This is a genomic window from Sporosarcina soli (assembly GCF_042655805.1).
GTDB lineage: Bacteria > Bacillota > Bacilli > Bacillales_A > Planococcaceae > Sporosarcina > Sporosarcina soli.
On record NZ_JBHSNO010000016.1, the window covers coordinates 1 to 25,505 of the forward strand.

The 25,505-nt window shown below is 44.5% G+C and carries 29 protein-coding genes; 14 read left to right on the forward strand and 15 right to left on the reverse strand.

Going from position 1 to position 25,505, the window contains the following annotated elements; translation table 11 throughout:
* Positions 1–94: 94 nt before the first annotated feature.
* A complete protein-coding gene (locus ACFPRA_RS20680) occupies positions 95–1,777 on the reverse strand; it encodes a methyl-accepting chemotaxis protein (RefSeq protein ID WP_381438940.1) in 1,683 nt (560 codons plus the stop codon).
* A 580-nt stretch (positions 1,778–2,357) separates the two neighbouring features.
* Positions 2,358–2,618, reverse strand: a complete 261-nt coding sequence (locus tag ACFPRA_RS20685; RefSeq protein ID WP_381438942.1) for a DUF1871 family protein — start codon at positions 2,616–2,618, stop codon at positions 2,358–2,360.
* Positions 2,619–2,693: 75 nt separating this feature from the next.
* Between ACFPRA_RS20685 and ACFPRA_RS20690 the strand changes: the two genes are divergently transcribed.
* Positions 2,694–3,869: a MalY/PatB family protein gene (locus ACFPRA_RS20690; protein WP_381438944.1), complete on the forward strand. Its 1,176-nt coding sequence runs from the start codon at positions 2,694–2,696 to the stop codon at positions 3,867–3,869.
* A 118-nt stretch (positions 3,870–3,987) separates the two neighbouring features.
* On the opposite strand, the gene ACFPRA_RS20695 is transcribed toward ACFPRA_RS20690, so the two are convergent.
* Both ACFPRA_RS20695 and ACFPRA_RS20700 read right to left on the reverse strand, forming a co-directional pair.
* A complete protein-coding gene (locus ACFPRA_RS20695) occupies positions 3,988–4,206 on the reverse strand; it encodes a hypothetical protein (RefSeq protein WP_381438947.1) in 219 nt (72 codons plus the stop codon).
* Positions 4,207–4,245: 39 nt separating this feature from the next.
* Positions 4,246–4,995 carry a peptidylprolyl isomerase gene (locus ACFPRA_RS20700; protein WP_381438949.1) on the reverse strand — a complete coding sequence of 250 codons (750 nt, stop codon included), beginning with the start codon at positions 4,993–4,995 and terminating at the stop codon, positions 4,246–4,248.
* 127 nt (positions 4,996–5,122) lie between these two features.
* On the opposite strand from ACFPRA_RS20700, the gene ACFPRA_RS20705 reads away from it, so the two are divergent.
* Positions 5,123–6,355, forward strand: a complete 1,233-nt coding sequence (locus ACFPRA_RS20705; RefSeq protein ID WP_381438952.1) for an MFS transporter — start codon at positions 5,123–5,125, stop codon at positions 6,353–6,355.
* Positions 6,356–6,379: 24 nt separating this feature from the next.
* The gene (locus ACFPRA_RS20710; RefSeq protein ID WP_381438954.1) at positions 6,380–8,233 is read left to right on the forward strand and encodes a transglycosylase domain-containing protein; all 1,854 of its coding nucleotides are present in this window, start codon (positions 6,380–6,382) and stop codon (positions 8,231–8,233) included.
* Here ACFPRA_RS20710 and ACFPRA_RS20715 read toward each other — a convergent pair.
* Positions 8,230–8,787 (reverse strand): YufK family protein, encoded by a 558-nt coding sequence (locus ACFPRA_RS20715; RefSeq protein WP_381438956.1) that lies wholly within the window; start codon positions 8,785–8,787, stop codon positions 8,230–8,232. The genes ACFPRA_RS20710 and ACFPRA_RS20715 overlap by 4 nt on opposite strands.
* Before the next feature lie 247 nt (positions 8,788–9,034).
* Here ACFPRA_RS20715 and ACFPRA_RS20720 point away from each other — a divergent pair, with 247 nt between their 5' ends.
* Genes ACFPRA_RS20720 through mnhG form a run of 7 tightly spaced genes read left to right on the forward strand, consistent with a single transcriptional unit; the run spans position 9,035 to position 14,777 of the window.
* A complete protein-coding gene (locus ACFPRA_RS20720; RefSeq protein WP_381438958.1) occupies positions 9,035–11,443 on the forward strand; it encodes a Na+/H+ antiporter subunit A in 2,409 nt (802 codons plus the stop codon).
* Positions 11,430–11,852, forward strand: coding sequence for a Na(+)/H(+) antiporter subunit B (locus ACFPRA_RS20725; RefSeq protein WP_381438960.1), 423 nt, complete (start codon positions 11,430–11,432; stop codon positions 11,850–11,852). The genes ACFPRA_RS20720 and ACFPRA_RS20725 overlap by 14 nt, the downstream gene beginning before the upstream one ends.
* Positions 11,852–12,193: a Na(+)/H(+) antiporter subunit C gene (locus ACFPRA_RS20730; protein ID WP_381438962.1), complete on the forward strand. Its 342-nt coding sequence runs from the start codon at positions 11,852–11,854 to the stop codon at positions 12,191–12,193. Before ACFPRA_RS20725 ends, ACFPRA_RS20730 begins: the two co-directional genes overlap by 1 nt.
* Positions 12,186–13,667 carry a Na+/H+ antiporter subunit D gene (locus ACFPRA_RS20735; protein ID WP_381438964.1) on the forward strand — a complete coding sequence of 494 codons (1,482 nt, stop codon included), beginning with the start codon at positions 12,186–12,188 and terminating at the stop codon, positions 13,665–13,667. The genes ACFPRA_RS20730 and ACFPRA_RS20735 overlap by 8 nt, the downstream gene beginning before the upstream one ends.
* Positions 13,668–13,673: 6 nt before the next feature.
* Positions 13,674–14,153: a Na+/H+ antiporter subunit E gene (locus ACFPRA_RS20740; protein ID WP_381438966.1), complete on the forward strand. Its 480-nt coding sequence runs from the start codon at positions 13,674–13,676 to the stop codon at positions 14,151–14,153.
* Complete coding sequence (locus ACFPRA_RS20745; RefSeq protein WP_381438968.1) at positions 14,150–14,431, forward strand: Na(+)/H(+) antiporter subunit F1; 282 nt, start codon at positions 14,150–14,152, stop codon at positions 14,429–14,431. Before ACFPRA_RS20740 ends, ACFPRA_RS20745 begins: the two co-directional genes overlap by 4 nt.
* Positions 14,415–14,777, forward strand: coding sequence for a monovalent cation/H(+) antiporter subunit G (mnhG, locus tag ACFPRA_RS20750; RefSeq protein WP_381438970.1), 363 nt, complete (start codon positions 14,415–14,417; stop codon positions 14,775–14,777). Before ACFPRA_RS20745 ends, mnhG begins: the two co-directional genes overlap by 17 nt.
* Before the next feature lie 285 nt (positions 14,778–15,062).
* Here mnhG and ACFPRA_RS20755 read toward each other — a convergent pair whose 3' ends face one another.
* Positions 15,063–15,308: a hypothetical protein gene (locus ACFPRA_RS20755; RefSeq protein ID WP_381438972.1), complete on the reverse strand. Its 246-nt coding sequence runs from the start codon at positions 15,306–15,308 to the stop codon at positions 15,063–15,065.
* A gap of 69 nt (positions 15,309–15,377) precedes the next feature.
* A complete protein-coding gene (locus ACFPRA_RS20760) occupies positions 15,378–16,883 on the reverse strand; it encodes a leucyl aminopeptidase (RefSeq protein WP_381438974.1) in 1,506 nt (501 codons plus the stop codon).
* Positions 16,884–17,040: 157 nt separating this feature from the next.
* Between ACFPRA_RS20760 and ACFPRA_RS20765 the strand changes: the two genes are divergently transcribed.
* Complete coding sequence (locus ACFPRA_RS20765; protein WP_381438976.1) at positions 17,041–17,517, forward strand: divergent PAP2 family protein; 477 nt, start codon at positions 17,041–17,043, stop codon at positions 17,515–17,517.
* 165 nt (positions 17,518–17,682) lie between these two features.
* Here the strand turns inward: ACFPRA_RS20765 and ACFPRA_RS20770 are convergent, their stop codons facing one another.
* From ACFPRA_RS20770 to ACFPRA_RS20780, 3 genes are all read right to left on the reverse strand, one after another.
* Complete coding sequence (locus ACFPRA_RS20770; RefSeq protein WP_381438978.1) at positions 17,683–18,021, reverse strand: YuiB family protein; 339 nt, start codon at positions 18,019–18,021, stop codon at positions 17,683–17,685.
* Between the two features lie 224 nt (positions 18,022–18,245).
* On the reverse strand, positions 18,246–19,460 hold the full coding sequence (locus tag ACFPRA_RS20775) for an NAD(P)/FAD-dependent oxidoreductase (protein WP_381438980.1): 1,215 nt from the start codon (positions 19,458–19,460) through the stop codon (positions 18,246–18,248).
* Between the two features lie 244 nt (positions 19,461–19,704).
* Complete coding sequence (locus tag ACFPRA_RS20780; RefSeq protein WP_381438983.1) at positions 19,705–20,067, reverse strand: HesB/IscA family protein; 363 nt, start codon at positions 20,065–20,067, stop codon at positions 19,705–19,707.
* A gap of 195 nt (positions 20,068–20,262) precedes the next feature.
* On the opposite strand from ACFPRA_RS20780, the gene ACFPRA_RS20785 reads away from it, so the two are divergent.
* On the forward strand, positions 20,263–20,943 hold the full coding sequence (locus ACFPRA_RS20785) for a DUF2225 domain-containing protein (protein WP_381438985.1): 681 nt from the start codon (positions 20,263–20,265) through the stop codon (positions 20,941–20,943).
* A 232-nt stretch (positions 20,944–21,175) separates the two neighbouring features.
* Here ACFPRA_RS20785 and ACFPRA_RS20790 read toward each other — a convergent pair whose 3' ends face one another.
* Positions 21,176–21,412 (reverse strand): NifU family protein, encoded by a 237-nt coding sequence (locus ACFPRA_RS20790; RefSeq protein WP_239390895.1) that lies wholly within the window; start codon positions 21,410–21,412, stop codon positions 21,176–21,178.
* 83 nt (positions 21,413–21,495) lie between these two features.
* Here ACFPRA_RS20790 and ACFPRA_RS20795 point away from each other — a divergent pair, with 83 nt between their 5' ends.
* Positions 21,496–21,825 carry a YuzD family protein gene (locus ACFPRA_RS20795; protein WP_381438987.1) on the forward strand — a complete coding sequence of 110 codons (330 nt, stop codon included), beginning with the start codon at positions 21,496–21,498 and terminating at the stop codon, positions 21,823–21,825.
* Between the two features lie 169 nt (positions 21,826–21,994).
* Here the strand turns inward: ACFPRA_RS20795 and ACFPRA_RS20800 are convergent, their stop codons facing one another.
* Entirely contained in the window at positions 21,995–23,062 is a 1,068-nt protein-coding gene (locus ACFPRA_RS20800; RefSeq protein WP_381438990.1) for an NAD(P)/FAD-dependent oxidoreductase, read from the reverse strand.
* Between the two features lie 142 nt (positions 23,063–23,204).
* On the opposite strand from ACFPRA_RS20800, the gene ACFPRA_RS20805 reads away from it, so the two are divergent.
* On the forward strand, positions 23,205–23,441 hold the full coding sequence (locus ACFPRA_RS20805; RefSeq protein WP_381438992.1) for a YuzB family protein: 237 nt from the start codon (positions 23,205–23,207) through the stop codon (positions 23,439–23,441).
* A gap of 347 nt (positions 23,442–23,788) precedes the next feature.
* Here ACFPRA_RS20805 and ACFPRA_RS20810 read toward each other — a convergent pair whose 3' ends face one another.
* From ACFPRA_RS20810 to ACFPRA_RS20820, 3 genes are all read right to left on the reverse strand, one after another.
* Entirely contained in the window at positions 23,789–24,550 is a 762-nt protein-coding gene (locus ACFPRA_RS20810; RefSeq protein ID WP_381439983.1) for a TIGR01457 family HAD-type hydrolase, read from the reverse strand.
* Positions 24,551–24,552: 2 nt separating this feature from the next.
* Positions 24,553–25,002, reverse strand: a complete 450-nt coding sequence (locus ACFPRA_RS20815) for a DUF86 domain-containing protein (protein WP_381438994.1) — start codon at positions 25,000–25,002, stop codon at positions 24,553–24,555.
* Positions 25,003–25,173: 171 nt separating this feature from the next.
* A complete protein-coding gene (locus tag ACFPRA_RS20820; protein WP_381438997.1) occupies positions 25,174–25,488 on the reverse strand; it encodes a YutD family protein in 315 nt (104 codons plus the stop codon).
* Positions 25,489–25,505: the final 17 nt, after the last annotated feature.

A 25,505-nucleotide genomic window follows, 5' to 3' on the forward strand; every position in this document is an offset into this window, starting at 1 on the left:
AATACAGAGATCATCTTCTTAATACTGCCTAGGCTTTTTAAAAATGTCCTTTACAAGGGGTACAGTTTATCCATATCCATGGGTCTTTTCCTTTTTATAGTTTGAATTGTTGTACTAAGCCATTGAGCTCCTCAGCCAATTTGGCGAGTTGTTCGGCGCTTCCTGCAACTTCTTCCATAGAGCTGCTTGTTTGTTGGGAAGAGGCGGATGTTTGCTCGACACCAGCTGCTGCTTCTTCGGTGATGGCTGCAATTTCTTCGACTGCGCTGCCCATTTCTTGGCTGCCTGCTGTGATGTCAGCTAAATTCTCAGAGACGGACTGGATATGCTGTGCCATTTCAGTTACCGCATGATTAATCTGCCCGAATGTTTTGTTCGTAATTTGAATCTGCTCAGTTCCCTTTGTCACTTCCTCATAGCCCACTTGCAATGAATCCGCTACGGAGCTGGATTCCTGTTGAATGCTTCCGACAATGCCTGTAATATCTGTGACAGACAAGGAGACTTGTTCTGCCAGTTTTTTCACTTCTTCCGCTACAACTGCAAACCCTTTACCGTGTTCTCCCGCTCTTGCCGCTTCGATTGCTGCGTTTAATGCGAGAAGATTTGTTTGATCGGCTATATCTTTAATGACTTCCACCAATTTAGAGATTTCTTGGGCTTGTTCATCCAAGCCATGGATTTTTTGAACGGATTCTTGTACGATATGATCGATTTTTTCCATTTGTTCATTGGATGATTGCATCAGGCGACTCCCTTCTGCAGTCATTGTGAGTACTTCTTCAGACGACTGGTGAATCTGTTCTCCTTTTTCATTCGCTTCTTCCACCTTATGAGAGAATGCCTCCATTGACTGAGCCAAATCACCTGCATGATTGGCCTGCATTTCTGCCCCTTCGGCCAATTCATACATCGTCGTCGCGATTTGATTCGTCGCCGCTTTCACTTCAGTTGCCGATTGGGTTAACTCTTCACTTTGGCCTGTTACTGAACCAGAAACTATATTGATATCATGTACCAATTGACGGGTATTACCACTCATCTCATTAATAGCATTCACGAGTTGACCCACTTCGTCTTTTGAACGACTTTCGAGTGGTTCGCCGCTTAAATCCCCACTTGCTATTCTGTTCATCCGATCAGTTACCATTCGGACCGGTTTAGAGAGCGAATTAGCAGTCACTAGCGCTGCCGCTGTACTTAGTAAAATGACTAAAACGGTGACAATCGCAACAGTTCGTAATGTCGCTTCTCCACTCTCGATAATCGATTGTTCAACTTCGTTAATCGTCGCTTCACTATCTTTAGCCATTTTTTCATAACCAGACATGACTTCCCGGACCATTTCGGTGGATGCCTGTAAATTCCTACGGGCCAATTCTTCGTTTCCTTTATCATATTCCTGAAAAACTTCCGTATCGACCATCGTCCGCCAAGCGATTGTCTTCTCAATCAGGCGGTCGAATTCTTCGGAGTCGCGTATGCCTCTAATAATTGCTTCATATTCCTTCCCTTGTTCCGTATAGGCATTGAACCGCTCTTTATAGTCGCCACCGTATAGTACATAACCGCGGGCGGTCGATATACGATTCGCCATCGTCAATGCCATCTGCTCATTAGCTATCAATAACGGCAGCTCTTTCTCTATGATCATTTCCGCGTTCTGATTACTTTTCACAACGACTGAAATGTTATAAATACCAAGCAAGATGACGAGTACAATAACAATTGAAAACGCACTCAGTAACTTGGTTTTAATACTTTTAAACTGAAACATCTCTTTCAATCCTTCTCTCCATTATTTTCTTAGCAGGAAGTCCTGCACATCTTTATTACTATCGGATGAATTGAATTGATTTCAAGTGATTTTTGTTAATCAATTACGCCTCGGCGAAATTGCGTCCAGATTTTGAATTGAGGCCTACAGGATGTAGGTCATGCAGTCGTTGCGACAGGACGTCGCGCACTTAGACTGCCTTCCATAACTCCCTTCAAAATCTGTGACATCCGCCGGAGGCTTGGGCCAACAGGATGTTGGTCACTCAGGCGTTGCCAATCAAACAGCGAAGGGTTTGATTTGCCGTATTTCTGCGCTTTTTGCAGAAATTAAGGCACTTTCATTCAGGACGCGGCGAATTTAGCCTGAGTTCCTCTAATCAGCAATTCTATTTGTACTGAAAGCGAAGCGTCAGCTACAGGGAGTTTGAACCCCCTCTGAATTGAAATGCTTTCTGGCATTCATCCCGCTACTTATGGAAGCGGGGGACTTCTGCTGGATCAAGTTAAATTCAACCTTTTCTTAGCAGTATAATGAAATATAAAAAAGCCGCATCCCGATATCAGGTACGGCTCAGAGGTCAGACGATACATTTCGCCTCGTATTTTATCGCTAAAAGTTTGTAAGAAATTTGTACACAGTTTTCGATTGGAATCCATATTTCATAAGAATGCTCGTAAATCTCCCGAATACGCTTGGCCAAATCTGTCGGATGGTCAAGACGATGCAATTCTGAAACGACATCGACAATTTCCAGTTCATATGCTTTTGCGCCTACGTCGAATGGATCCCATTGTTCAAGAAGGGCAATCGCTTTTTTATTCATTTCGATTGTTCGCACGATGAGTCACCTTATTTTTTTGTTTTGTCTTGTTTATGATAACATAGTAAAGAAAAAATGAAAGAGGGGATATTCGTGAGTATATTCGAACAGATGATAGATAGACGTCAAACAAGGTCTGTCAAATGGGATCGGATGGAGGTCGTTTACGGCATTGAAGATGCATCAGATATCTTGCCGATGTGGGTGGCCGATATGGATTTTGCGGCTCCGGAGGCCGTCATCGATGCCATCAAAGAACGGCTGGATCATCCTGTCTTCGGCTATTCCTACATTTGTGAAGGGTGCAAGGACGCAGTCCGCACGTGGCTTTCGGAGCGTCATGGTTGGGAAACGAAAAATGACTGGATGCTGTTTCATCAGGGAGTTGTTCCTGCCATTGCATCCGTCGTGGAAACCTTCACTTCAGAGGGCGATGGCATTCTAGTCACTTCCCCTGTGTATCCGCCGTTTTTCAATATCCCTAAATTACAAGGGCGCCAGGTCATCGAATGCGTGATGAAAGAACAGGATGGAATCTATTCAATCGACTTTGAAGCGTTCGAAAAATGCCTGAAACAAAATGTCAAATTATTCATTCTCTGTAATCCGCATAATCCTGGCGGCATTGTATGGAAAGAGCATGAATTAAAAGAAATGCTGAGACTTTGTGCAAAATATGATGTGCTTATTTTATCAGATGAAATCCATGCCGACCTCGTCTTCCCGGGTCACACTCATCTGCCACTCGCAACTTTAGCGGGAGAAGAAGTGGATCGGATTATCACTTGTGTAGCACCTACAAAAACGTTCAACCTTGCAGGTATCCAAGTGGCTCTCATGATTGCCACTGACGAAAATGTCAGGGAGAAGTTGAGAATGAATGCGATGTTCCACGGTCAAATGGATTTAAATGCTTTCGCAGGTGCGGCATTGACCGCTGCTTACAATGAAGGCGGTCCTTGGTTAGAAAAACTGCTCACGACGGTTTCAGGTAATATGGATTATGTAATCCATGAACTAACAACAGCAGTACCCGGTTTGAAGATCGCCAAACCGCATGGAACATACTTGCTGTGGATTGATTATCGTGACACAGGTTTTACAGAAAAAGAAATGATGGACAAACTGTTGCAAAAAGGGAAACTTGCCCTCGAACCGGGGACGAAATACGGGGAAGCCGGTCGCGGATTCCTTCGCATGAATGTGGCGGCTCCTCGTTCCACGGTCGAAGAAGGTGTAAAACGCTTCATCACTGCGATGAACGGATGATCGATAGATTTGCTAGCGCTCCTATGATGTTTGATTGCACTCAGAAGCTGTTTGATTGCACTAAATCAGTGTTTGATTGCAAACCAAGAATTTAGTCACTACACCAAAAACAGCATCCTCAGTTTTGAGGATGCTGTTTTTCTTTAACTTCACGGCGTTCACGCAAGATGCGTTCTTCCAGTTCTTTCGTCTCGGCTTCTTGTTTTTTCGAATTGCGCCTAATCCATGTAAAGGTGAGGATTAAAAGAATCATGAAAAATACAAACGAAATGGCCGCCGGTATATATTCTGACTTATCTTCCGGAAAGTAAAGGAACGGCATTAAAAGTGCGTTCAATTACATACACTTCCTCGCTGCGTTATTTTCACATGACGCTTACTTTTGAAGAATTTCGATGGATTCAATCACAACATCTTCAACCGGCTTATCTTGTCGTCCTGTTTTCACGGATGCAATTTTATCGACGATATCCATGCCTTCGATGACTTGTCCGAAAACAGTATGCCGTTGGTCAAGATGTGGTGTGCCGCCCATTTTTTCATAAGCTTCAGCAATTTCTTCCGGCCAGCCGCCTTGTTTCATTTGCTCTGCTGAACCCGGTGCTTGCGATGCTTGAACGATGAAAAATTGGCTGCCATTCGTACCAGGACCGGCATTTGCCATGGAAAGCGCTCCACGTATATTAAAGAGATCCATCGTGAACTCGTCTTCGAATGTATCGCCGTAAATGCTTGCCCCGCCCATTCCAGTTCCAGTCGGGTCGCCACCTTGGATCATGAAATCTTTAATAATACGGTGGAAGATGATGCCGTCATAATAGCCGTTTTCCGCATGTGTTAAAAAGTTTTCGACTGTTTTTGGCGCCTGCTCTGGGAAAAGTTTGATTTTCATAGAGCCTTGGTTTGTGTTCATCACAACGAGCGCTTCGTTTTCTGCTACTTCATTGGACAATTGTGGATACATAATTGTTGCCTCCTTTTGATCGTTCACACTATTTTCTTCTACAGGAGCGAGTCCTGCTGTTTGTTCTTTTTTCTCCAGTTCCATGATCTTATCACCTGTCCCACAAGCGGTTAATAGGATAAGAGCAAAGAATGAGAATAGAGAAATAGACACTTTTTTCAACTTTCATTCACCCTGCCCTATTTTATCATATCAATTCGTTGATTTCGATGTTTAAGCACGTTTCTTCCTTCGAATATCGAAATGTTTTATACTAGTTAAGAGCACGCTACGGAAAGAAGGTTATTATTTGAACGTGCAAAAACGGAATTTTATTATTATCTGGATTTCTAACGTACTCGTAGCAGGGACTATGACGATGATCATGCCCTTTCTTTCACTCTATATTGAGACATTTGGCGATTATTCGGATGCCTATGTGCAAAAGTGGTCCGGTCTTATTTTCGGGGCGACATTTGTCACAGCTTTCATCATGTCTCCAGTTTGGGGACGGGTTGCCGACAAATATGGGTTTAAACCGATTTTGCTTGTGAATGGATTCGGAATTGCGACGTCCGTCTTTCTGATGGGCTTTGTCAACTCAGTCGAAACATTTTTCATCTTGCGACTTCTGAATGGCGTCGTTTCCGGTTTCATACCGACTTCCCTTGCCTTCATTTCTTCACAGACTGCAAAAGAGGAAGCGGGAAAAATGCTCGGGACGTTACAAATGGGCAGCGTGACGGGTACGTTATTTGGTCCATTGCTTGGTGGATTGTTGGCAGATGCATTCGGATTCCAATACACTTTCATCATCACATCCGTTTCCGTCATCATCGCAGCGCTTCTTGTCCTATTCGGCATTCGGGAGCAAATTCGGGTGAAAAGCTCGAAAGCGATCCCCTATTCACGCAAATCCATTTTGAGTGGGTTACTGCATCATCGCCTCATGCTGAACGTGATGATTGTCACTTCTTTAATCCAAATCGGCAATTTTAGTATCCAACCATTATTGTCGCTATACGTCGCACAATTGACAGAAGCAAAAGATGTCGCGTTTCTTGCCGGCCTGACGTTCAGTGCCACCGGTTTAGGTAATCTCCTATTCGCCCGGCAATGGGGGAAACTTGGAGATGATATCGGCTATGAAAAAGTGTTATCTCTATTGCTTGTCCTATCATGCGTTTTCATTGTTCCTCAAGCATTTGTCACCACGTTATGGCAACTGATTATTTTACGTATCCTTTTCGGAATCGCGATAGGCGGGATGATCCCGCTGACGACCGCATTGATTAGACGGGAGGCCCCGGTTCATATCCAAGGTGAAGTGATGGGGTACAATACGAGCTTTCGTTTCCTGGGAAATATTATCGGTCCGATGTTCGGCGGTATTCTAAGTGCATTTATTGGCATTTCTTCCGTCCTCATTGTTACCGGCTTTCTCTTCCTTCTCGGCTTTGCATTTCTATTTTATGCAAACCGGAAGCCTGGGAAAGATTTTGAAGACTTCCTGGCAAGTGAGGAACACTCACAAAAAAGTTAAATATCCCCAAATGGAGGAGCAATTTTGAAACAGGTCTTCGGCTTTATAATCATACTGACAGCAGTTCCCATTTTATGGTTCGTTCAAAAAGCGATTGCAGATGAATGGCAGCATGCCGACTCGTTCAAACACCAAATCAGTGACGCCATCGAATTGTCCTCCCCTCCAGTTGACGTGCCGATTGTGATGAAAGATCGACATGGTCATATTTTTGCGGAAGAGTATGTCGAGTGGCGCGAACCACTCCCGTTGTCGGACATCCCCCTATTTGTCCGACAAATCTTTTTGGAAAGTGAAGATCGGGGCTTTTTTGAACATCGAGGCTATGACGTTGCAGCAATTGTCCGTGCATTTGCTGTCAATGCCGCCAATGATGATGTGAGACAAGGGGCTTCCACCATTACCCAACAGTTGGTCCGCATGCGTTTCTTATCGACTGATAAGACGTATGAGCGGAAAGTGACAGAGCTTTTGTATGCCGCAGAATTGGAGAAGCAGGCAACGAAAGAAGCGATTCTTGAAATGTATTTGAACGAAATGTATTTCGGTAACCAAGTATATGGAATCGGCGCAGCCTCAACTTATTATTTCAGCAAACCTTTACATGAATTGAATGAAGCGGAAATGGCCTTCATCGCTGCGATTCCGAATAACCCTTCATTGTATAACCCTTTGGATCATTTCGAACGGACCAAACAAAGGCAGGAGCGGTTGCTCTCCACACTCTCCAAAAGCGGTTTCTTGACAGGAGAGAAAGCCGATGCCTTTGCTACTATGCCAATCGAATTGCATGTCAAGAAGAAGGAAAATCAATTCCCCGCTTATCAGACGTATGTCCTTGCAGAACTTTCCGATCTGATCGCTGAATCGGAGGGTATGAAGGACAAAATCGCCAATGCGGACGGCGACGCTGAAAGAACAGCTCTTCTAGCACAAGTGAAACAACGGAGAGATAAATTGGTGACAAAGGGGATGGTGATTGAAACAGCCCTAGATCCGCACAAGCAGCGCCAAGACGAGCGGACCATATCTTCCCTCTTGAAGCCGACAAACGTGCAAGCGGGCGCCGCTGTCATCGACAATGAAACGCGGGGAATCGTCAGTCTATTCGGGGGAAGTCATTATAAAAAAGCTGATTTCCACCGTGCCTTTCAAGCGGTACGGCAACCCGGCTCTGCCATCAAGCCATTGCTCGTCTATGCTCCCCTTTTCGAAAGTGGATCCTATACGGAAAATACGTTGATTAACAGTGGCAATATATGTATCGGTTCGTATTGCCCGACCAATATCGGTGGCTATGTGTACGGCAATGTTTCCATTAAAGAAGCTTTTCGGCATAGTCATAATACGGCTGCTGTCCGGCTATTGCGGACGGTCGGAATTGAGGAGGCATTCGGTTTTCTTGAACCTTTTGCATTTCAATCGGTGTCTACAAAGGATTGGACTTACGCAGCTGCACTTGGAGGATTTTCAAAAGGGGTGACGCCACTAGAGATGGCGGGTGCCTATACGAGTTTCATAGATGGCAGCTTCACACCTGTACACGCCATCCGTGCCGTAAAAGATAAAGAAGGGAATATCCTTTACAAGTGGCCGGACGAACAGGTCAATGTCTGGTCCCCGGCTACAGTGACGAAAATGCGCCATTTATTGTCCGATGTTGTACTCAACGGCACCGGAAAAGGAATTTCGTATGCGCATCATTATACAGGTGCCAAAACAGGAACGACAGACCATTACAAAGATTTATGGGTAGGCGGCCTCAATGATAACTATACGACCGCTGTCTGGATCGGCTATGATCAACCCCAATCCGTCAAACGGCTTAGCGATCAGAAACTGCATTTGCGGGTTTTCTCCGCCCTTTTACGGGACTAGAAAGGCAAACTCGCCATCACTCCATTATACAGTTTCAGCACAATATAGATGAGGCTGGAGATGAGAACAGACCAAACAATGATTTCAAATACGATTAGACCAATCGTATTTGTCATCGTCATGAATCGGCTCATTTTATAGACGATATAGACAAAATAGACAAAAGTGGTCAGAAGGAACAGCGCCGCTAAGATGTAAATTGAATGAATTCCGCCGGCTGAAGCGAGGGAGCCGAAAAAGTATATGACGTTCCCTCCCCGCGCTTCACTAAACGACTTTCCTTCCTCGTCTTTGGAAAACAACAGCATGGCAGTTTCGTGAATCGTCTCCGCAATCAGTTTTAACGCAGAAAAGATCATAAAAAATAGAAGTGCATACATAACCAACAGGAAAATACGTAGTTGCAAGTCAGAAAAAAACTCCCGCATACCTGCATATAAACCGATTTCCTTGAAGAAATCGACGGATAGCCCCACTGTATAAACGCCGAAGGTCAAACTGAATAGACAGATCGTGACAAACGGTAAATAACCGAATAGATAAGGATTTTTCATAAGACACCCCGAATACAGTTGATTCTATATTTCTATCATAGCAGAAATGAAGTTGCCAAGTACGCACACATTTCGATGTCTATTTAATTGTATGAGGTTTACAAACTTCCGAGGCTATGGTATATTGGCTTCAATCAGTTGAATGCACGTACTTGGAGGAGTCTGTCACCAAGGGGGTATCTATGCCCTTTGGTGACGGACTCTTTTTGTGTTTTTTTTGCGTTCAATTTTTGAAAGGGGGATTTTTTTGGAATTCGTGTATTTGATTTTTTTACCGATGGTGGTCGCTCTTATTATTCCTTTGCTTTTTAAGAAGCTGAATGGCGTCCATACCGGATGGTTCGTATTGTTCGTACCGCTTGTTCTATTCGTCTATTATGTGGGGTTCATTCGATCGATTAGGGATGGCGGACATGCCGTATCCGAATTGCAATGGATTCCATCACTTGGCATTTCTTTTGTGTCCTACTTGGATGGGCTGAGCCTGTTGTTCACCTTACTCATTACCGGAATCGGGGCACTAGTGGTGCTCTACTCGATCTTTTATCTCGATAAAAGCCGGGAGAAGTTAAATCACTTCTATGTCTATTTGCTTCTTTTCATGAGTGCGATGTTAGGTGTTGTCCAATCGGATAATATGATTTCTCTGTATCTGTTTTGGGAATTGACGTCCATCTCTTCATTCCTACTTATCGGGTATTGGAATACGCGAGACCGTTCCCGTTTTGGTGCGTTGAAATCGATGATGATCACTGTCTTTGGTGGGCTAATGATGCTTGGAGGATTTGTGTTGCTAGGCATCATGGGCGATACGTTTTCCATCCGTGAACTGATTGCCAGTTCCGCTTCTTTTATCGGACATGAGTACTTTACCCTCGCGCTCATTCTCATTTTACTCGGCGCATTTACGAAGTCCGCCCAGTTTCCGTTTTACATTTGGTTGCCAGATGCGATGGAAGCGCCTACACCTGTTAGTGCCTATTTGCACTCTGCCACGATGGTGAAAGCTGGCCTTTACCTTGTCGCGCGCTTCACACCGATTTTTGCCGTTTCGGAAGTGTGGATCTGGCTTGTGACTGGTATCGGGCTTCTGACGTTGTTCTGGGGGTCGTTCTTTGCCGTAAAACAGACCGATTTGAAAGCGATCCTCGCTTTTTCCACGGTCAGTCAGCTCGGGCTGATTATGTCGTTACTCGGTGCAGGTGCGATTGCTTTTCATAGCGATGATGCACTATTTAGGTTTGCAACATTTGCGGCGATTTTCCATTTGATCAATCATGCGACTTTTAAAGGCAGCTTATTCATGATTGCCGGAATAGTCGATCATGAAACGGGTACACGGGATATTCGGAAGCTGGGGGGCTTGATGAGCATCATGCCTGTCAGTTTTACGGTCGCATTCATCGGTTCTATGTCGATGGCAGGATTGCCGCCTTTCAACGGCTTCCTAAGTAAGGAAATGTTTTTGCAATCGATGTTGGCGCTTCGCCATTTTGAACTGTTCAACTTTGCTACTTGGGGTATGCTGTTTCCGGTTGTCGCTTGGATTGCTAGTGTGTTCACATTTATCTATAGTTTCTATTTCGTTTTCAAAACATTTGGAGGAAAGGGGAAAAAAAAGCCTCTTCCAAATACGCCGCACGAGGCACCATTCGGGATGCTCATTTCCCCGGTCATTCTAGCATCACTGGTCGTCGGAATTTTCTTCATTCCGAATGTGATTGGGAAATATTTTGTCAAACCCGCTGTGATGGCTATTCAACCTGAATTGTACAGCCATCCGTCTGACGTTGCTGTTCATGTCGCGGCTTGGCATGGGTTTGCCTCCCCGGAATTATGGATGACCATTGCCATTGTCGGGGTTGGGGCGATTCTGTATTTGACACTTGCCAAATGGCAAAAGCTTTACGATATTCAACCATCCTACTTATCGTTGAATGCGTTATACGATGCGACGATGTTATTTGGTGAAAAAGGAATGAACCAACTCTCCCGCTTTTATATGACCGGCCTGATCCGGACGTATTTGTTGTATATGTTTGCGTTTATCATCGCCTTGACGACAGCCACTTTGTTTATCAAGGAAGCGTTCGTTGTCGATATGGACAGCTTTTCAGCGTTGAATGCCTATGGACTGATGACGGCGGTTATTCTGATTATTGCCGTTTGCATGGTTGTATTAGCGAAAACACGATTGGCAGCTATTATCGCGCTTGGTGCTGTCGGCTATTCGGTCGCCCTATTCTTTGTCATCTTCAAGGCTCCAGATTTAGCGTTGACACAGCTTGTCATCGAAACGGTTTCCGTCGCACTGTTCCTATTGGCGTTCAAACATTTGCCAGCTCTTCGTAACCATGGGCAAACGAATCGGAACAAAGTTGCGAATCTTATCATTGCCGCAGGTGTCGGCGTGACGGTTGCACTGGTCGCATTGTCCGCGCATTCACAGAAACTGTTGCCGTCGATCTCACACTATTACAAAGAAACCGTAGCAACCGAAGCAGGCGGGGGTAATATCGTAAACGTCATTCTCGTGGATTACCGTGGATTTGATACGTTGTTTGAAATTGCCGTTTTGGCAATTGCCGGTATCGGCGTCCTTGGGATGATTCGTCTGCGATTGGCGAGAAAGGAGCGAGCTGATGAAAACAAATGATGTCATTTTACAGACGACGACCAAAGTCGTGTTTTTCATCATTTTTCTTTTTTCCATTCATATCTTTTTCGCGGGGCATTACACACCCGGGGGTGGCTTTGTCGGTGGTTTGCTGACAACGGGGGCACTCGTCCTTTTATTGCTGGCTTTCGATTTGAAGACCGTCCAACAGGCGTTGCCGTTCAACTTTACAATTGTGACGGGGATCGGATTATTGCTGGCTCTTGGAACGGCCTCCGCTTCACTCGTTTTTAATGTGCCATTCTTCACTCATGCATTCGACGATTTTAATCTACCTTTATTCGGTGAAACGTCCTTGCATACAGCGATGATTTTTGATGCAGGTGTTTATTTGGTTGTTGTAGGCGCCGCGATCACCATCATTCAATCGATTGGAGGGGACGCCTAATGGAATTCGTTATGGCAATTGTGATCGGCATCCTTTTTATGGCCGCTGTCTATTTGATCCTCTCCCGCAGCTTGCTAAAAGTGATTTTAGGGACAGGCTTGCTCAGTCACGGTGCCCATTTGCTCATTTTGACGATGGGCGGCCTAGGCGGATCTTCCCCGCCAGTACTTGCGGATGGGGTGACGGACTATGCTGATCCCCTGCCACAGGCCCTTATTTTGACTGCGATCGTCATCAGTTTTGGGGTGACTGCTGTCATTCTGGTACTCGCTTACCGGGCCTATGCAGTTCATAAAACAGACAATATGAATCTTTTGAAGGGAAATGACGAGCATGATTAATCTACCTTTACTGCCCATCATTTTGCCATTCCTGTTCGCGATTCTCCTGCTCTTTTTCAAGGAGAACATCCGTGTGCAGCGCTCATTGACGCTGATCGGGCTTCTTGCCAGCTTGGTTGCCGCATTGTTCCTCGTGTTCAAAGTGAAAACGGATGGCATTCAAACAGTCACGCTCGGTAGCTGGCCTGCACCATTCGGGATTTCCATGGTATCCGATATGTTGGCCGCGTTGCTCGTGACAACAACGATTTTACTAACTTTGTTTATCGTCATGTACAGCTTTTCGTCCATCGGAGAAGGACGGGAACGTTTCTTTTATTACCCGGCGATCCTTTTCATGGTGACAGGTGTCAATGGGGCTTTTACGACAGGGGACATTTTCAATCTATTCGTCTTCTTCGAAGTGTTACTCATTGCATCGTATGTATTAATTGTTCTAGGCGGCGAGAAAAAGCAGCTGCGCGAATCAATAAAATACGTGCTCGTCAATGTCATTTCATCTGCGTTGTTTGTCATTACGATCGCATTTCTCTACTCCGTCATTGGAACACTGAATATGGCGGATATTTCGGTGAAAATTGCGCAGATCGGGCAACCAGGGATCATTACGGTCATTGCCATCCTGCTACTGATTGTCTTCGGAGTCAAAGGGGCCATCTTTCCGCTGTACTTCTGGTTACCGGGGTCCTATGCTGCACCGCCGATTCCCGTACTGACGCTATTCGGTGCGCTTTTGACGAAAGTAGGCGTCTACGCCATTATGCGGACGTATACACTGTTCTTTGTGCATGATATCGGGTTTACGCACGGAATTCTCTCTGTGCTATCCATTTTAACGATTATTGCAGGATGTATCGGAGCGCTCGCTTATTTTGATTTAAAGCAGATCATCATTTACAACATCGTCATCGCAGTTGGGGTCATTTTATTCGGCGCTGCACAGATGAATGAATCCGGTCTTTCCGGTGCGATTTTCTATTTGATCCACGACATGCTCATCAAAGGGGCTTTGTTCTTGCTGATCGGCATCATCATTTACGTAACAGGGACATCCAATTTACGCAAAATGGGCGGATTGATACAGACCCATGCACCACTTGGCTGGTTTTATCTTATCGCGGCGTTCGGGCTCGCAGGCATTCCCCCACTCAGTGGATTTGTCGGCAAGCTGCTCATTGTAAAAGGGGCTTTTGAAGCGGGGAACAGCTGGGGGGCGATCATTCTACTCGCATCGAGTCTGATTGTCCTGTTATCGGTCATCCGGATCTTTATCTATGCGTTTTGGGGCAAGCCGGTTACCCTACCTAAAACAGATCGTCGTCCATATCGGCACATGATGATTCCAGCTGTCGCTCTCGTCGTTTTGTCCGTGCTTTACGGCATCGGTACGGAATGGCTATTCCCTTATATGACGGACGCGACAAACGGATTACTACAACCATCCATCTATGTGGATGCGGTATTAAAGGAGTAGATGTCGATGGCTTTTCAACTCATACTGAACGTTTTCATCGCAATTGTTTGGATGTTTGTGAATGGCTCGGCAAGCGCCTCCACTTTCATCATCGGTTACTTGATAGGGTTGATCCTCATCATGATGATGAGACGCTTTTTCAAGGAAAGGCTGTATATTGCGCGGCTGTGGGCAGCCTTTAAATTGACACTTCTGTTCTTCAAAGAACTAACGCTATCGAATATTTCGGTATTACGGGTCGTTTTACAGCCAAAAATGGCTATCCAACCGATGATTTTCGCGTTGCCGACAGACCTTGAACATGACTGGGAAATCACTTTGCTCTCCAGCCTCATTACATTGACCCCCGGGACGATTGTTTTGCATGTTTCGGACGACCAGCGGACGCTCTATATCCATGCTATTGACGTGGACGATGTCGATGATGCCATCGATTCAATTAAACATACATTCGAAAAAGCCATTAAGGAGGTTAGCCGCCCATGATGACATTTTTCTGGATTTGTCTCATCGTTGTCATTCTCTCGATGGCTAGTCTGCTCTACCGTGTCTTCCGCGGTCCATCTAATCCGGACCGGCTTATTGCACTGGATGCAATTGGAGTCATGCTCATTTCATCCATCGCCTTGTTATCGATTTTATTCGATACCGGCTTTTTCATGGAAGTCATTTTGCTCATTGCCATCATGTCTTTCATCGGCACGGTTTCATTTGCCAAATTCATTGAGAAAGGGGAGATTATCGAACATGACCGTAATCGCTAACATCCTTATTGTTGCGGCCATTGTTGTCGGGTTGCTGTTCACAGTCGTGGCGGTCATCGGTGTGTTGCGTCTGCCCGACGTCTATACGCGGGCACATGCCGCTTCTAAAAGTGCGACATTAGGCGTGCTAAGCATTCTAGTGGGTGTATTTTTGCATTTCTGGTGGAATAAAGACCACATCAGCATCCAGCTTCTTCTCGCCATTGCCTTCCTTTTCATCACCTCACCAATTGGTGGTCATTTAATGGGGCGTGCCGCCTATCTATCCGGCGTCAAACCAACCAAATTGACCGTCGGAGATGATCTTGCAGAAGTTGTGGAAAAAGCGAAACAAACACGAGATTAGATCGATCAATTACGCCTCGGCGTAATTGCGTCCGGAGGGCTTTATCTTCGTTCAGCAGGTGTTTGAACACCCACTGAACAGGAAACACAACCGCATTCATCTCGCCATCTATAGAGCTGAGAGTCTTCTGTAGCTGACGCTTCGCTTTCATTACAAAAACATTTGCTGAATGCAAATAAAAAAACACGTAAGGCAATGAAATTTTCAAGTTGCCTTACGTGTTTTTATTTTATCAATTATACCTTGGAGCAATTCTTTACTGCACCAGCAGGGCTATTTGGTCGGTCAATACCATCCGAATGGAGGATAACCGTATGGATAGTAAGGTGGATATCCAAATCCGTACGGTGGGTATCCGCCGAAACCACCGCCGAAACCACCACCGAAACCAGGTCCCGAAAACAATGCGCTTCCTAACAAACCACCTGTGAATCCGCCGAGGAAGGGAGCTCCAAATCCATCAAAGAAGCCAAATCCACGACCGAAACCTCCACGACCGAAGCCGCCTCCTCCATGAAAACCTCTAGACATTTTCCATCCCCTTTCTCACTTATCCTATTCAAGTGAAAATAATGGAATAGAGATCAGCGCCTATTATGCTTAATTATCCGAATCGGCCAGCCGTTCGATGAGCGTTGCCAACGTCCGGACCATAACACCTGTCCCACCTTTTGGACCTAGATCATGCGTTGCAGACGCATCCGACGTACCGGCAATATCCAGGTGGATCCAAGGTGTGTCACCGACGAATTCACCGACAAAACCACCACCAAAAATCATATGACCGTCACGTCCAGGTGAATTATTCAAGTCCGCTACATCGCTTTTACGAATCCGTTTCTTATCGTTCTCTGTCAATGGAAGTCTCCAGACGAACTCGCCCGTTTCTAATGAGGCTTGCATGAAATCCTCAAAGAAGGCCTCATCATTCGTCAATGCCCCCGTCTTATCATGCCCAAGCGCAATAATAACACCACCGGTTAGTGTTGCGATATCGATGATCGAGTTCGCCCCTGCTTGCATGGCATAAGTCACCGCGTCTGCGAGTACCAAACGTCCTTCCGCATCCGTGTTTAGCACTTCGATCGTTTTGCCGCTTAAGGAAGTGATGACATCATCCGGCTTGAACGCTTCCCCGGAAATCATATTATCTGTCGATGCGATGACAGCGATGACGTTTTTCGCAGGACGTAACTCCCCGATGATGTTCATCGCGCCAAGTACAGCAGCGGCGCCTCCCATATCGCCTTTCATCCCGACCATGCCGTCTTTCGGTTTTAATGAATAGCCGCCCGTATCGTATGTAATCCCTTTCCCGACCAGGCCTACGACATCTTCCCATTGTTCGGTTGCCGCATATTTCATGACGATCAATTGCGGTTCTTCCACAGATCCTTTGTTGACCGCTAAAATGGCACCCATTCCGAGTTCTTCCATCTCTTTTTTTCCGAGCACGTCGATTTCAAAATCATATTTCAGAGCCATTTCTCTTGCATAATCCGCCATCTTCGTAGCCGTCAATAAATTGGGGGGCATATTCACAAGCGTGCGGGCTTCATTGACTGCACTAGCATACACATTGCCCACTTCAAAAGCGGCTTTCAATTCAGCCGCATCCGCCTCGGATAAAAAGGTTATAGTTTCCAGCGTCACATCACGTTCGTTGGAATCCGTACGGTATCCTTCAAACTGGTAAGCACCTAGTACCATCCCCTCAGATGCTAAAAACACCACATCTTCACATGTAAGTTTGTCATTCGTAAATGGTGCAGTCCAAATCGCAACAGAGCGGGCTTTCCCTTTCAACAATTCTTTACCGACGTCCGCAAATGCTTGACGTAATCGATCTTCCGTCAATGCTTTTTGCGGGCCAAGACCAATAAAAAACACACGCTTATATGACCGTTCTTCAAGGGTCGGCATTTTGACAATTTTTTTGAAGTCAGTCTGAATATCTCCGGACTTTAACCACTCCGGTAAACGAGGGCTGAAGGATTGGACGAAATCTCCCCATCCCGTCATATTTTCCGGATGTTCCGGAACGCCGATGACAAGAACATCTGCCGACACTTTACTAAAATCCGGTTCCATTATGATTGCTTGCATTTGACAACCTCCCTTTATCACACATATATCTATTATAATCTACCTATTCGACCAATAGTATGAATTCGTTTGGAATCCATACAATCCAGTTTTGTCTCTGGAATGGGTGTGGTATACTGGCAGTAGAATTTTCGTTTTGAAAATGGAGGGGAACCAATTGGCCATCTTATACAACACCCCGCTCCTTGCGGCATTATTCGGTATCATTTTTGCTCAAATCGTTAAAATACCTATCCATTATTTCCTGAATGGCAAACTGGACTGGAAACTGATGACATCAACAGGAGGTATGCCAAGCTCCCATTCAGCCGCCGTCACATCGTTAACGACTGCCATCGCTTATGAAGAGGGTCTTGGTTCACCGCTCTTTGCCGTCTCCGCCATTTTCGGTGTCATCGTTATGTTTGACGCGACTGGGATCCGCTATCAAGCAGGACAACAAGCCCTCGTCATCAATCAAATGCGGGTGGATTTCCAAACATTCGTCCAAGAAGCAAAAGGCTGGCAACAAAAAGATGGTCAACAAAAAATTCAAGAGTTGAAAACATTACTAGGGCATAAGCCGAGTGAAGTTTTTGCCGGTGCCCTCACCGGTATTCTCATCTCCGTTGTCATCTATACATTTATTGTGTGAAATCCGCCGGAAGCTTTATCTTCGTTCAGCGGGCGTTTAGACACCCGCTAAACAGGAAATTCATCTTACCACCTAGAGAGGTAATAGTCTTCCGCTGAGTGAAGATAAAAAAATGGTATGCTCAAGTAAAATTGCTTGAACATACCATTTTTTATCTAGTCTCAATTAGAACATTTGATAACCTTGTTTTCTCAATAATTTAATGACAATACCTGAAATGATCGCTCCTACGAGCCCGCTTGCTAAAATGATAATATCGATCGAATGGAGTGCCATAATTTTTTCACCAAGTAATTGGAATGCATACTTCGGTTTTGTGAAGTATTCATACACTTTTACTTCATCAATGATCAACACGACGACAATCGGATAGATAATGGCCATTAACCAACTCATTCGAAGAAGCATATTCAATAAGAAACCGATACCAAAAAACATGACAATGAAAATCAATATGGATAAGACGGCGTGCGTCAATGAAATTGTCAATATGAATACCTCCATTTTCCATTCATCATTTTACAGGAATGGACAAATGCTTTCAATACGAATAACTTTCGTTCAATAATTTGTCGGATTTCATCAACATTCTTCAACGCCTTCATCATTATCTCTTGAAAAATAATGAAAAGGTTATACAACCGACTGAGCCTGTGGAACGATTAATGCTTCCACGCTGTGAAAAGCACCTGCCGTCAAGAAGAGGCAGGTGCTTTTTATCATTACTATTAGAAGAACTTGAATTTACCTTTTTTCATCGTCAGACCAAGTCCACCAATCAAAAAGAGTGATCGGTTATCGACTACTTTTTTCATGAAGGAAGCTTTTGTACCTGTCAATTTTTTACCGTAAACGACACCGATTGCATCGTCATGACCGAGTGAGCAAACGCTACCTTTTAAATCTGGTACAAACTGCGCTGTCGGTTGACCTTTCAATAGTGCGACAATATTGTTCGCACACATATCACCTTGTTGCATAGCAATTTGTGCTGTCGGTGGATATGGACGATTCGTCTCTTCATTGATCATCAGTGCACAGTCACCAATGATGAAGACATCCGGATAACCTGGTGCGCGAAGATCTTTGTCGATTTTGACACGAGCCCGCATGTTTTCAATACCAGTCTCTTCAATTAGACGGTTTCCACGGACACCCGCTGCCCATACAACTGTACCGGCTTTGATGAATTCAAACTCATCTTCGCCTTTTTTAATTTTAACGCCTTCAGGAGTTGCTTCAACGACCGGCGTACCGATTGAAAACTCAATGCCTTTTGCTTCCAATTGGCCTACTGCATATTTCACCAGTTCCGGATCGAATCCAGGGAGAACCATCGGAGCCGCTTCTACGCAAATGACTCGTACCTTTTCAGCTGGCACATCATATTCCTTGCAAAGTTCAGGTACACGGTTACCAAGTTCTCCAAGGAATTCAATACCAGTGAAGCCTGCGCCTCCCACAATAATCGTCAGACGACTATCATCTTTTTCATCTTCAAGAGACCATGTTGCAAATTGGTAATCGATATGATCACGGATTTGACGCGCCGCTTTTACATTGGCGATGGAAAGTGCATATTTGTCCAATCCTGGGATTCCGAAGGTCTCCCCTTCAAACCCTAGGGAAATGACTAGATAATCATATGTATGCGTGCCCGCATCAGATGTTACGACTTTCTCTTTTACGTCAATCCCTTTAACTTCCGCTTTAATGAATTTCACTTTTTGCTCGTTAATGACTCGTTTAATATCGTATCGGACTTGTTCAGGAGTCAATGTTCCTGCAGCCGCTTCATGGAGCCATGTTGCTTCATAGTGATAATCATTTTTGTTTATAAGTACGATATCAGCATCGTCAGTTCCTAGCGATTTTTGCAAATTGACGACTGTTGACAATCCGCCGTATCCTGCGCCTAAAACTAAAATTGTCGGTCTTTTCACGAAGATCGAAACCACCTTTAATTTTTTTATGTGACCGGCAACGTGAAATCGGTTAGTCCGAAAATTTACACAGTCCCGGCTTTTGTCATGTTCTCGACAAACCTCTACCTCTTATAGTAGCCCTTTTGATAGGTCATTTCAACACTATATTTGAAATAGAAAATCTTTGAAAATACTGAATATCATCGTCTTTAAGCAAAGAAAAACCTCCCATTTTTTTAGTATGGGAGGGTAGACCCGGCAATCAGCATTCCGCCGGCGTTCCTTTTTTTGTTGCCGTTCTAAAAGAAGTTCCACAACCACAAGCTGCAATGGCATTCGGATTATTTATTGTAAATCCGCCCCCCATGAGGGACTCTTTATAGTCAACTATTGTACCTTCGAGAATTGGAGCATCTTCACCGGATACGAGTATTTGTAAGCCATGCTGTTCCAACAAGAGATCTTCCGCCGACTTTTCAGCTTCAAATCCCATTCCATATGTCAGGCCGCTACACCCACCACCATTGACTCCAATTCGTAAGAAGGAACCTTCTTCCTCATTGTGTTGCATCATTTTCTTAACATGAAATGCCGCTGCTTCTGTAACTTCAACAACTTCAGCCAATCGTGCTCACCTTCCCTTTATTTTGTCTTTTAATCATAGCAGTAATTTAATGAAAAACGCAATTAATTGTGCTTCCTATAGCCATGTAAATTCCGTGACACCTCAGAGGGTCCTTCTGCTTAATAGGATTAAAAATCATCCTATATCTTTCGATATAAGTTATAATGAATTTAATAGTACGAAAGGGTGATACAAATGGAAGTCAGTCCATTTTACGCTAAACAATTCAACTGTTTGAATTGCCAAGAGAAATTCGCTTCTACAAAAATTCGTTCTCGGTTCGTTCGGGTTACCTCTCACGAAAGCGACTTCAAACCCGTCTACTCAAATTTGGACATAAATCCACTGTTCTATAACGTTTCTGTCTGCCCTCATTGCGGTTTTTCATTCACGGATGAGTTCTCCCCTTATTTCGCTCCAGGAACGAAAGAGACGATTGCAAGCAATATTACAGCGCAGTGGAATCATCGTTCATATAGCTCGACCCGGACAATCGATGAAGCCATTGAAACGTATAAATTGGCCTATTTAAGCGCTTTGTATAAAAAAGAAAAACCGCTTTTCATTGCCGGTATTACGTTGCGGATTGCCTGGCTCTACCGCGACTTGCATTCCGATCGTGAGGAAAAACGCTTTTTGTCGATTGCACGTAACGCCTATATTGATTCCTATTCGGCCGGCGATTATTCCGGAACCCAAATGTCCGAATCGAGGGTATTGTATTTGATTGGTGAACTTTCTTGGAAAATCGGAGATCGCGAAGAAGCAATCCGGAATTTTTCGCGGGTCCTTGAACAACAACGGACATCACATGAACCGAAAATCATTCAGATGGCTAAAGAACGTTGGCAGGAAATAAGGGAGGATATGAAATAAGCGGACCAAAAAATGGTCCGCTTTGCTCATACATCATTCGAGATCAATTACGCCTCGGCGTAATTGCGTCCAGATTTTGAATCGAGCTTGCTCGATTAACTCCTTTCAAAATCTGTGACATCCGCCGGAGGCTTAACTTGAATCAGCAGGGAGTTTGGACTCCCTCTGATTGAAATGCCTTCTGGCATTCATCCCGCCACTTATGGAAGTGGGGGACTTCTGCTGAATCAAGTTAAAATACTTGCTCTACTTCAACTACGCCAGGAACTTCTTCAAGCAAAGCACGTTCAATCCCCGCTTTAAGTGTAATTGTGGAACTTGGGCATGTGCCGCAAGCGCCTAGAAGACGAAGTTTCACAATACCATCTTCAATATCCACAAGTTCACAGTCTCCTCCATCACGCAAGAGGAATGGGCGTAATTTATCTAAAACTTCTTGTACTGATTCTGTCATCGTTGCATCTGTCATTGTTTTTTACCTCTCCTTTCCTTATACTTATTATAAACTGGATTCAATAAAAAATCCAACAATGATTCTGGAGGCGTTTTTTTATGGCGACAAACAAGGTAAAGATTGAAATCTTCGGGGCCGAAGTCGTTTGTGCAAGTTGTGTCAATGCACCTTCGTCAAAAGATACTTATGAATGGCTACAAGCTGCAATCGATCGCAAATATCCGAACCAGCCTTATGATATCGAGTATATCGATATCTATTCTTCCATCGCGGATGAACGGCAGCAAGGCATCGCTGAACAAGTGCAAAATGATGAGTTTTTCTACCCGCTCGTCATGATTGAAGATGAAATGATCGGTGAAGGCTATATCCAATTGAAGCCCGTTTTTAACGCGCTTGAAAAGCATGGTTATGTTGCACAAGCATAAGTGACGACAAACGACGGCATTGATAACAGTGGCATATAATTGAGAAAACCTTGGACTGAAAATGGCGCCCAAGGTTTTTTTGGCAATCATCGATTCTCCCACTGCTAAAGGTGGGAGAGTTCTCTATCTGATACTTCAATATCTGTACAAAAATATTGGCTGTTGCAAGTTACCCGTTATGCCATTTGTACATCCAAAGCACCCCGGATTTCAACAAACGAGCGATCCGGCCAGTTACTGTGCGATCCGCCAAATAAGCGAATCCTTGCTTTTTACCAAGGGAACCGAGGAACCCTTTTAGTTTGATTTCCGGCATACTTTCCGGTAATGCCTCATTATTCCAGACATTGCGCAACACGCGTACAATTTGCTCCGCCTGTTCTTCCGCAACTTGTGCACTTGGTGCATAGGGTAGGGAAGCACAATCTCCGACTACATAGACGTCTTTATAGTCCGGTAATTGATGATACATATTCAATTTTACTCGTCCCGAGCGGTCTTTTTCCGTATTCAAGTTTTGGACTGGCGTGACGGGACGAATTCCAGCAGTCCATACGACTGCATCGACTGAAATCGTCTCTTCATGGTTATATAAGACGTTCGGTTCAACTTTCGTAATATTAGAGTTGGAGACCACTTCCACATTATGCTTATCAAACCAGCTTTGGACATAGTTACTAAGCCTCTCTGGAAAGTCCCGTAATACCCGCGGACTGCGATCGAACAACTTGATGGTCAAATCCGGTCTGCTTTCCCGCAATTCACTCGCAAGCTCGATTCCGCTTAGGCCCGCCCCGACGATTCCGACAGTTGCTCCTCCGCCTAGTCCAAGCAATTTTTCATAAGTGACTCTCGATTTCCCGATTGTCTGGATACTATACGTATTCTCCGCCGCTCCAGGCACATTGTGGTAATTATCTTGGCATCCTAGACCAATTACAAGCTCATCGTAGGCAATTTGCTTTCCATCATCCAAATAAATACATTTTTCGTCCGGTCTGATGTCAGTGATTTCACCACCGACCACTTTCAATTGCTCATGCTCCGGTAGTGGAACACGCACTTCCGCGTCCGATACCGTACCTGCCGCAAGTGCATAAAATTCTGTCTTCAAACTATGGAATGGAGTCCGATCTACCAGTGTTATTTCGACATCTTCCGGCAGTTCTTTCGTCAATAGCCGCAACAAAATACGCATATTTCCGTATCCGGCACCTAATAATACAAGTTTTCTCATCGCTTTGCTCCTTCGTCATCCTAATAGTCCGCTCTTTTCTCAAGTTCGATTATATCAGTTTGTGACAAGTTTCACAATAAGGCGCAGAAATTGACCTGGAAGGTAAAAAGGAGTAGGATTTCTAGTAGGTGAGGTGAGCGTCGTGAATCCGATTGTCGAGTTTTGCATAAGTAATATTGCAAACGGTTCACATGAAACGTTTGAAACTTTGGAGAAAGATCCGAATTTAGATGTCTTGGAATATGGTTGTCTTAGCTATTGTACGAAATGTGCCGAAAGCCTTTATGCGATTGTCAACGGTGAAATTGTCGAAGCCGACACACCTGAGGAGCTGACGAACCGTATTTACCAATTCATTGAAGATAATCCGCTCTTTTGAGCATCAATTACGCCTCGGCGTAATTGCGTCAAGATTTTGAATCAAGCTTGAGGCCTACAGGATGTAGGTCATGCAGTCGTTGCGAATCGAACAGCGGAGGGTTCGATTTGCCTTAACTTCTGCGATCTTTGCAGAAATTAAGGCACTTTCCTTTTAGGACGTCGCGCACTTAGACTGCCCTCCATTATTCGTTCAGCGGGCTTTTGAACACCCGCTGAACAGGAAACAAAACTGCATTCATGTCGCCACCTATAGAGGTGGGAGTCTTCCGCTGAATGAAGATAAAAACTACCCGCAAATCGTTGCGGGTAGTTTTTACTATTTCACGTATTGTCCTGAATTGATGTTTATTTCCAATCAAGTAATGTAGGAACGTGGTAAGTCGGTTGCTCTGTTTTCGCGAGCAAATCTTCCTTGGAAGTAACTCCGCCTGCCACATGCAATGTATCGATGCCGAAGCGAATACCTGCCTGAATGTCCGTATCGTAATTATCGCCGACCATGATCATCTCTTCTTTTCGATAATCCCCCATCTGTTGGATGAATTCCAGCATATAAGGTTCTGGTTTTCCTACGAAAACCGGCTTCTTTCCGGTCGCCATCTCCATCAAAGCAACAAATGATCCATTGCCGGGAACGAATCCTCTTTCGGTCGGAAAAGCCTTGTCTCCATTCGTCGCGATGAAATGAGCACCTGCACGGATGGCCAGACATGCATCCGCCAATTTCGCATAGGTTATGCCTCGGTCAATTCCCATCAACACCACATCAGGATTTTGCTTCGTTAAACGAATACCCTCTGCTTCCAATGCCTCTTCCAACCCAGTTTCACCGATCATCATGACAGAAGCACCTTCAGCCATTTTCTTGCAATATTTTGCAGCTGCAATGGCCGATGTCATAATACGCTCCACATTAGCTTGGATACCGAACCCCTTCAGCTTTTCCTGTATTTGCACACGCGTCATTGATGCATTATTCGTAATAAAGTACGGGTCCACACCCAATTTCTGTGCAGCGGCAATGAACTCGACCGCTTCGGCAATCGGCTCGGTTCCACGGTAAACCGTTCCATCCAAGTCCAGACAAATCGCTTTGTAACGGTTAATCATCACTTTTCCTCCGGTAAAAATGCAGAGACCGGTCCAAGCTCATTCTCCAAATAGTGACGCACCTTATCCGGGAATTCTTCAAGAAAAGCGATTTCTCCGTAAATGATTTCATTGATTTCTTTTGCATCGACTTTCGTGAAATCACGTACGATCATTTTTCTTAATTCGATCACTCTTTTTAACGGCCCTGCCATCTCAGTCGAAATAACGCGCTCATCTTCCATGATGTCAATAATGTCCTCATAACTTCCTGGATCCCGCATGATGAACCCGTCTATCATCGCATTCCCGACATCGAGAATCGATTCGATGATGACATGGACAATTCTTTCCAATGCTAATGAACGGACTTCTTCATCCGCCCAATGGTTTCCATTTTTATAAATCGTTAATAATTCTTCCATATAATCGAGTGTTTCATTGATTTGGTTTCGGTCAACAAAATACACGGAACTTCCCTCCAGTTGATGTTGTATCTATTTCCATAATACCATATCTTTCAGCTTGAAGAACAATTGGTTCGATACGGATGACGAAAATCGAATTAGATATATCTGCCTATTCATCACAACCCATAAAAAAACGTGTATGGATTCAGATGCATCCATACACGGGTAAATTCATTCATTGGATGTGGAGGCAGTTGATGATTCCTGCTTTACACGTCCTGTTTTTTTCAATACAAAATAAGCACAGCCAAAATTGCAATATTCATATAGATAATCTTGCAAAGTACTGATTTTTGTTTCATAGGTCGACTTCTGATTACGGTCGTCGAAAAAACCTTTCAATCGAAGCTGACCGTATCCCCAGTCGCCCAATATATAATCGTATTTAAGGAGCACATCGCTATATCTGGCCAGCAATGCCTCCTCATTATAGCCATCACGGTAGTTTGTCACGAGCTCAAACTGCCAATTGTCTATCGTTATCATTCAGTGATCACCGCCAT

Coding starts and splice junctions, on each gene's coding strand:
- ACFPRA_RS20760 (WP_381438974.1), bottom strand. CDS start 16,883: ATGCAAGCAATCATAATGGAACCGGATTTTAGTAAAGTGTCGGCAGAT.
- ACFPRA_RS20820 (WP_381438997.1), bottom strand. CDS start 25,488: ATGATAACGATAGACAATTGGCAGTTTGAGCTCGTGACAAACTACCGT.
- ACFPRA_RS20740 (WP_381438966.1), top strand. CDS start 13,674: ATGGCTTTTCAACTCATACTGAACGTTTTCATCGCAATTGTTTGGATG.
- ACFPRA_RS20745 (WP_381438968.1), top strand. CDS start 14,150: ATGATGACATTTTTCTGGATTTGTCTCATCGTTGTCATTCTCTCGATG.
- ACFPRA_RS20800 (WP_381438990.1), bottom strand. CDS start 23,062: ATGAGAAAACTTGTATTATTAGGTGCCGGATACGGAAATATGCGTATT.
- ACFPRA_RS20730 (WP_381438962.1), top strand. CDS start 11,852: ATGGAATTCGTTATGGCAATTGTGATCGGCATCCTTTTTATGGCCGCT.
- ACFPRA_RS20770 (WP_381438978.1), bottom strand. CDS start 18,021: ATGGAGGTATTCATATTGACAATTTCATTGACGCACGCCGTCTTATCC.
- ACFPRA_RS20785 (WP_381438985.1), top strand. CDS start 20,263: ATGGAAGTCAGTCCATTTTACGCTAAACAATTCAACTGTTTGAATTGC.
- ACFPRA_RS20790 (WP_239390895.1), bottom strand. CDS start 21,412: ATGACAGATGCAACGATGACAGAATCAGTACAAGAAGTTTTAGATAAA.
- ACFPRA_RS20725 (WP_381438960.1), top strand. CDS start 11,430: ATGAAAACAAATGATGTCATTTTACAGACGACGACCAAAGTCGTGTTT.
- mnhG (WP_381438970.1), top strand. CDS start 14,415: ATGACCGTAATCGCTAACATCCTTATTGTTGCGGCCATTGTTGTCGGG.
- ACFPRA_RS20735 (WP_381438964.1), top strand. CDS start 12,186: ATGATTAATCTACCTTTACTGCCCATCATTTTGCCATTCCTGTTCGCG.
- ACFPRA_RS20795 (WP_381438987.1), top strand. CDS start 21,496: ATGGCGACAAACAAGGTAAAGATTGAAATCTTCGGGGCCGAAGTCGTT.
- ACFPRA_RS20680 (WP_381438940.1), bottom strand. CDS start 1,777: ATGTTTCAGTTTAAAAGTATTAAAACCAAGTTACTGAGTGCGTTTTCA.
- ACFPRA_RS20715 (WP_381438956.1), bottom strand. CDS start 8,787: ATGAAAAATCCTTATCTATTCGGTTATTTACCGTTTGTCACGATCTGT.
- ACFPRA_RS20755 (WP_381438972.1), bottom strand. CDS start 15,308: ATGTCTAGAGGTTTTCATGGAGGAGGCGGCTTCGGTCGTGGAGGTTTC.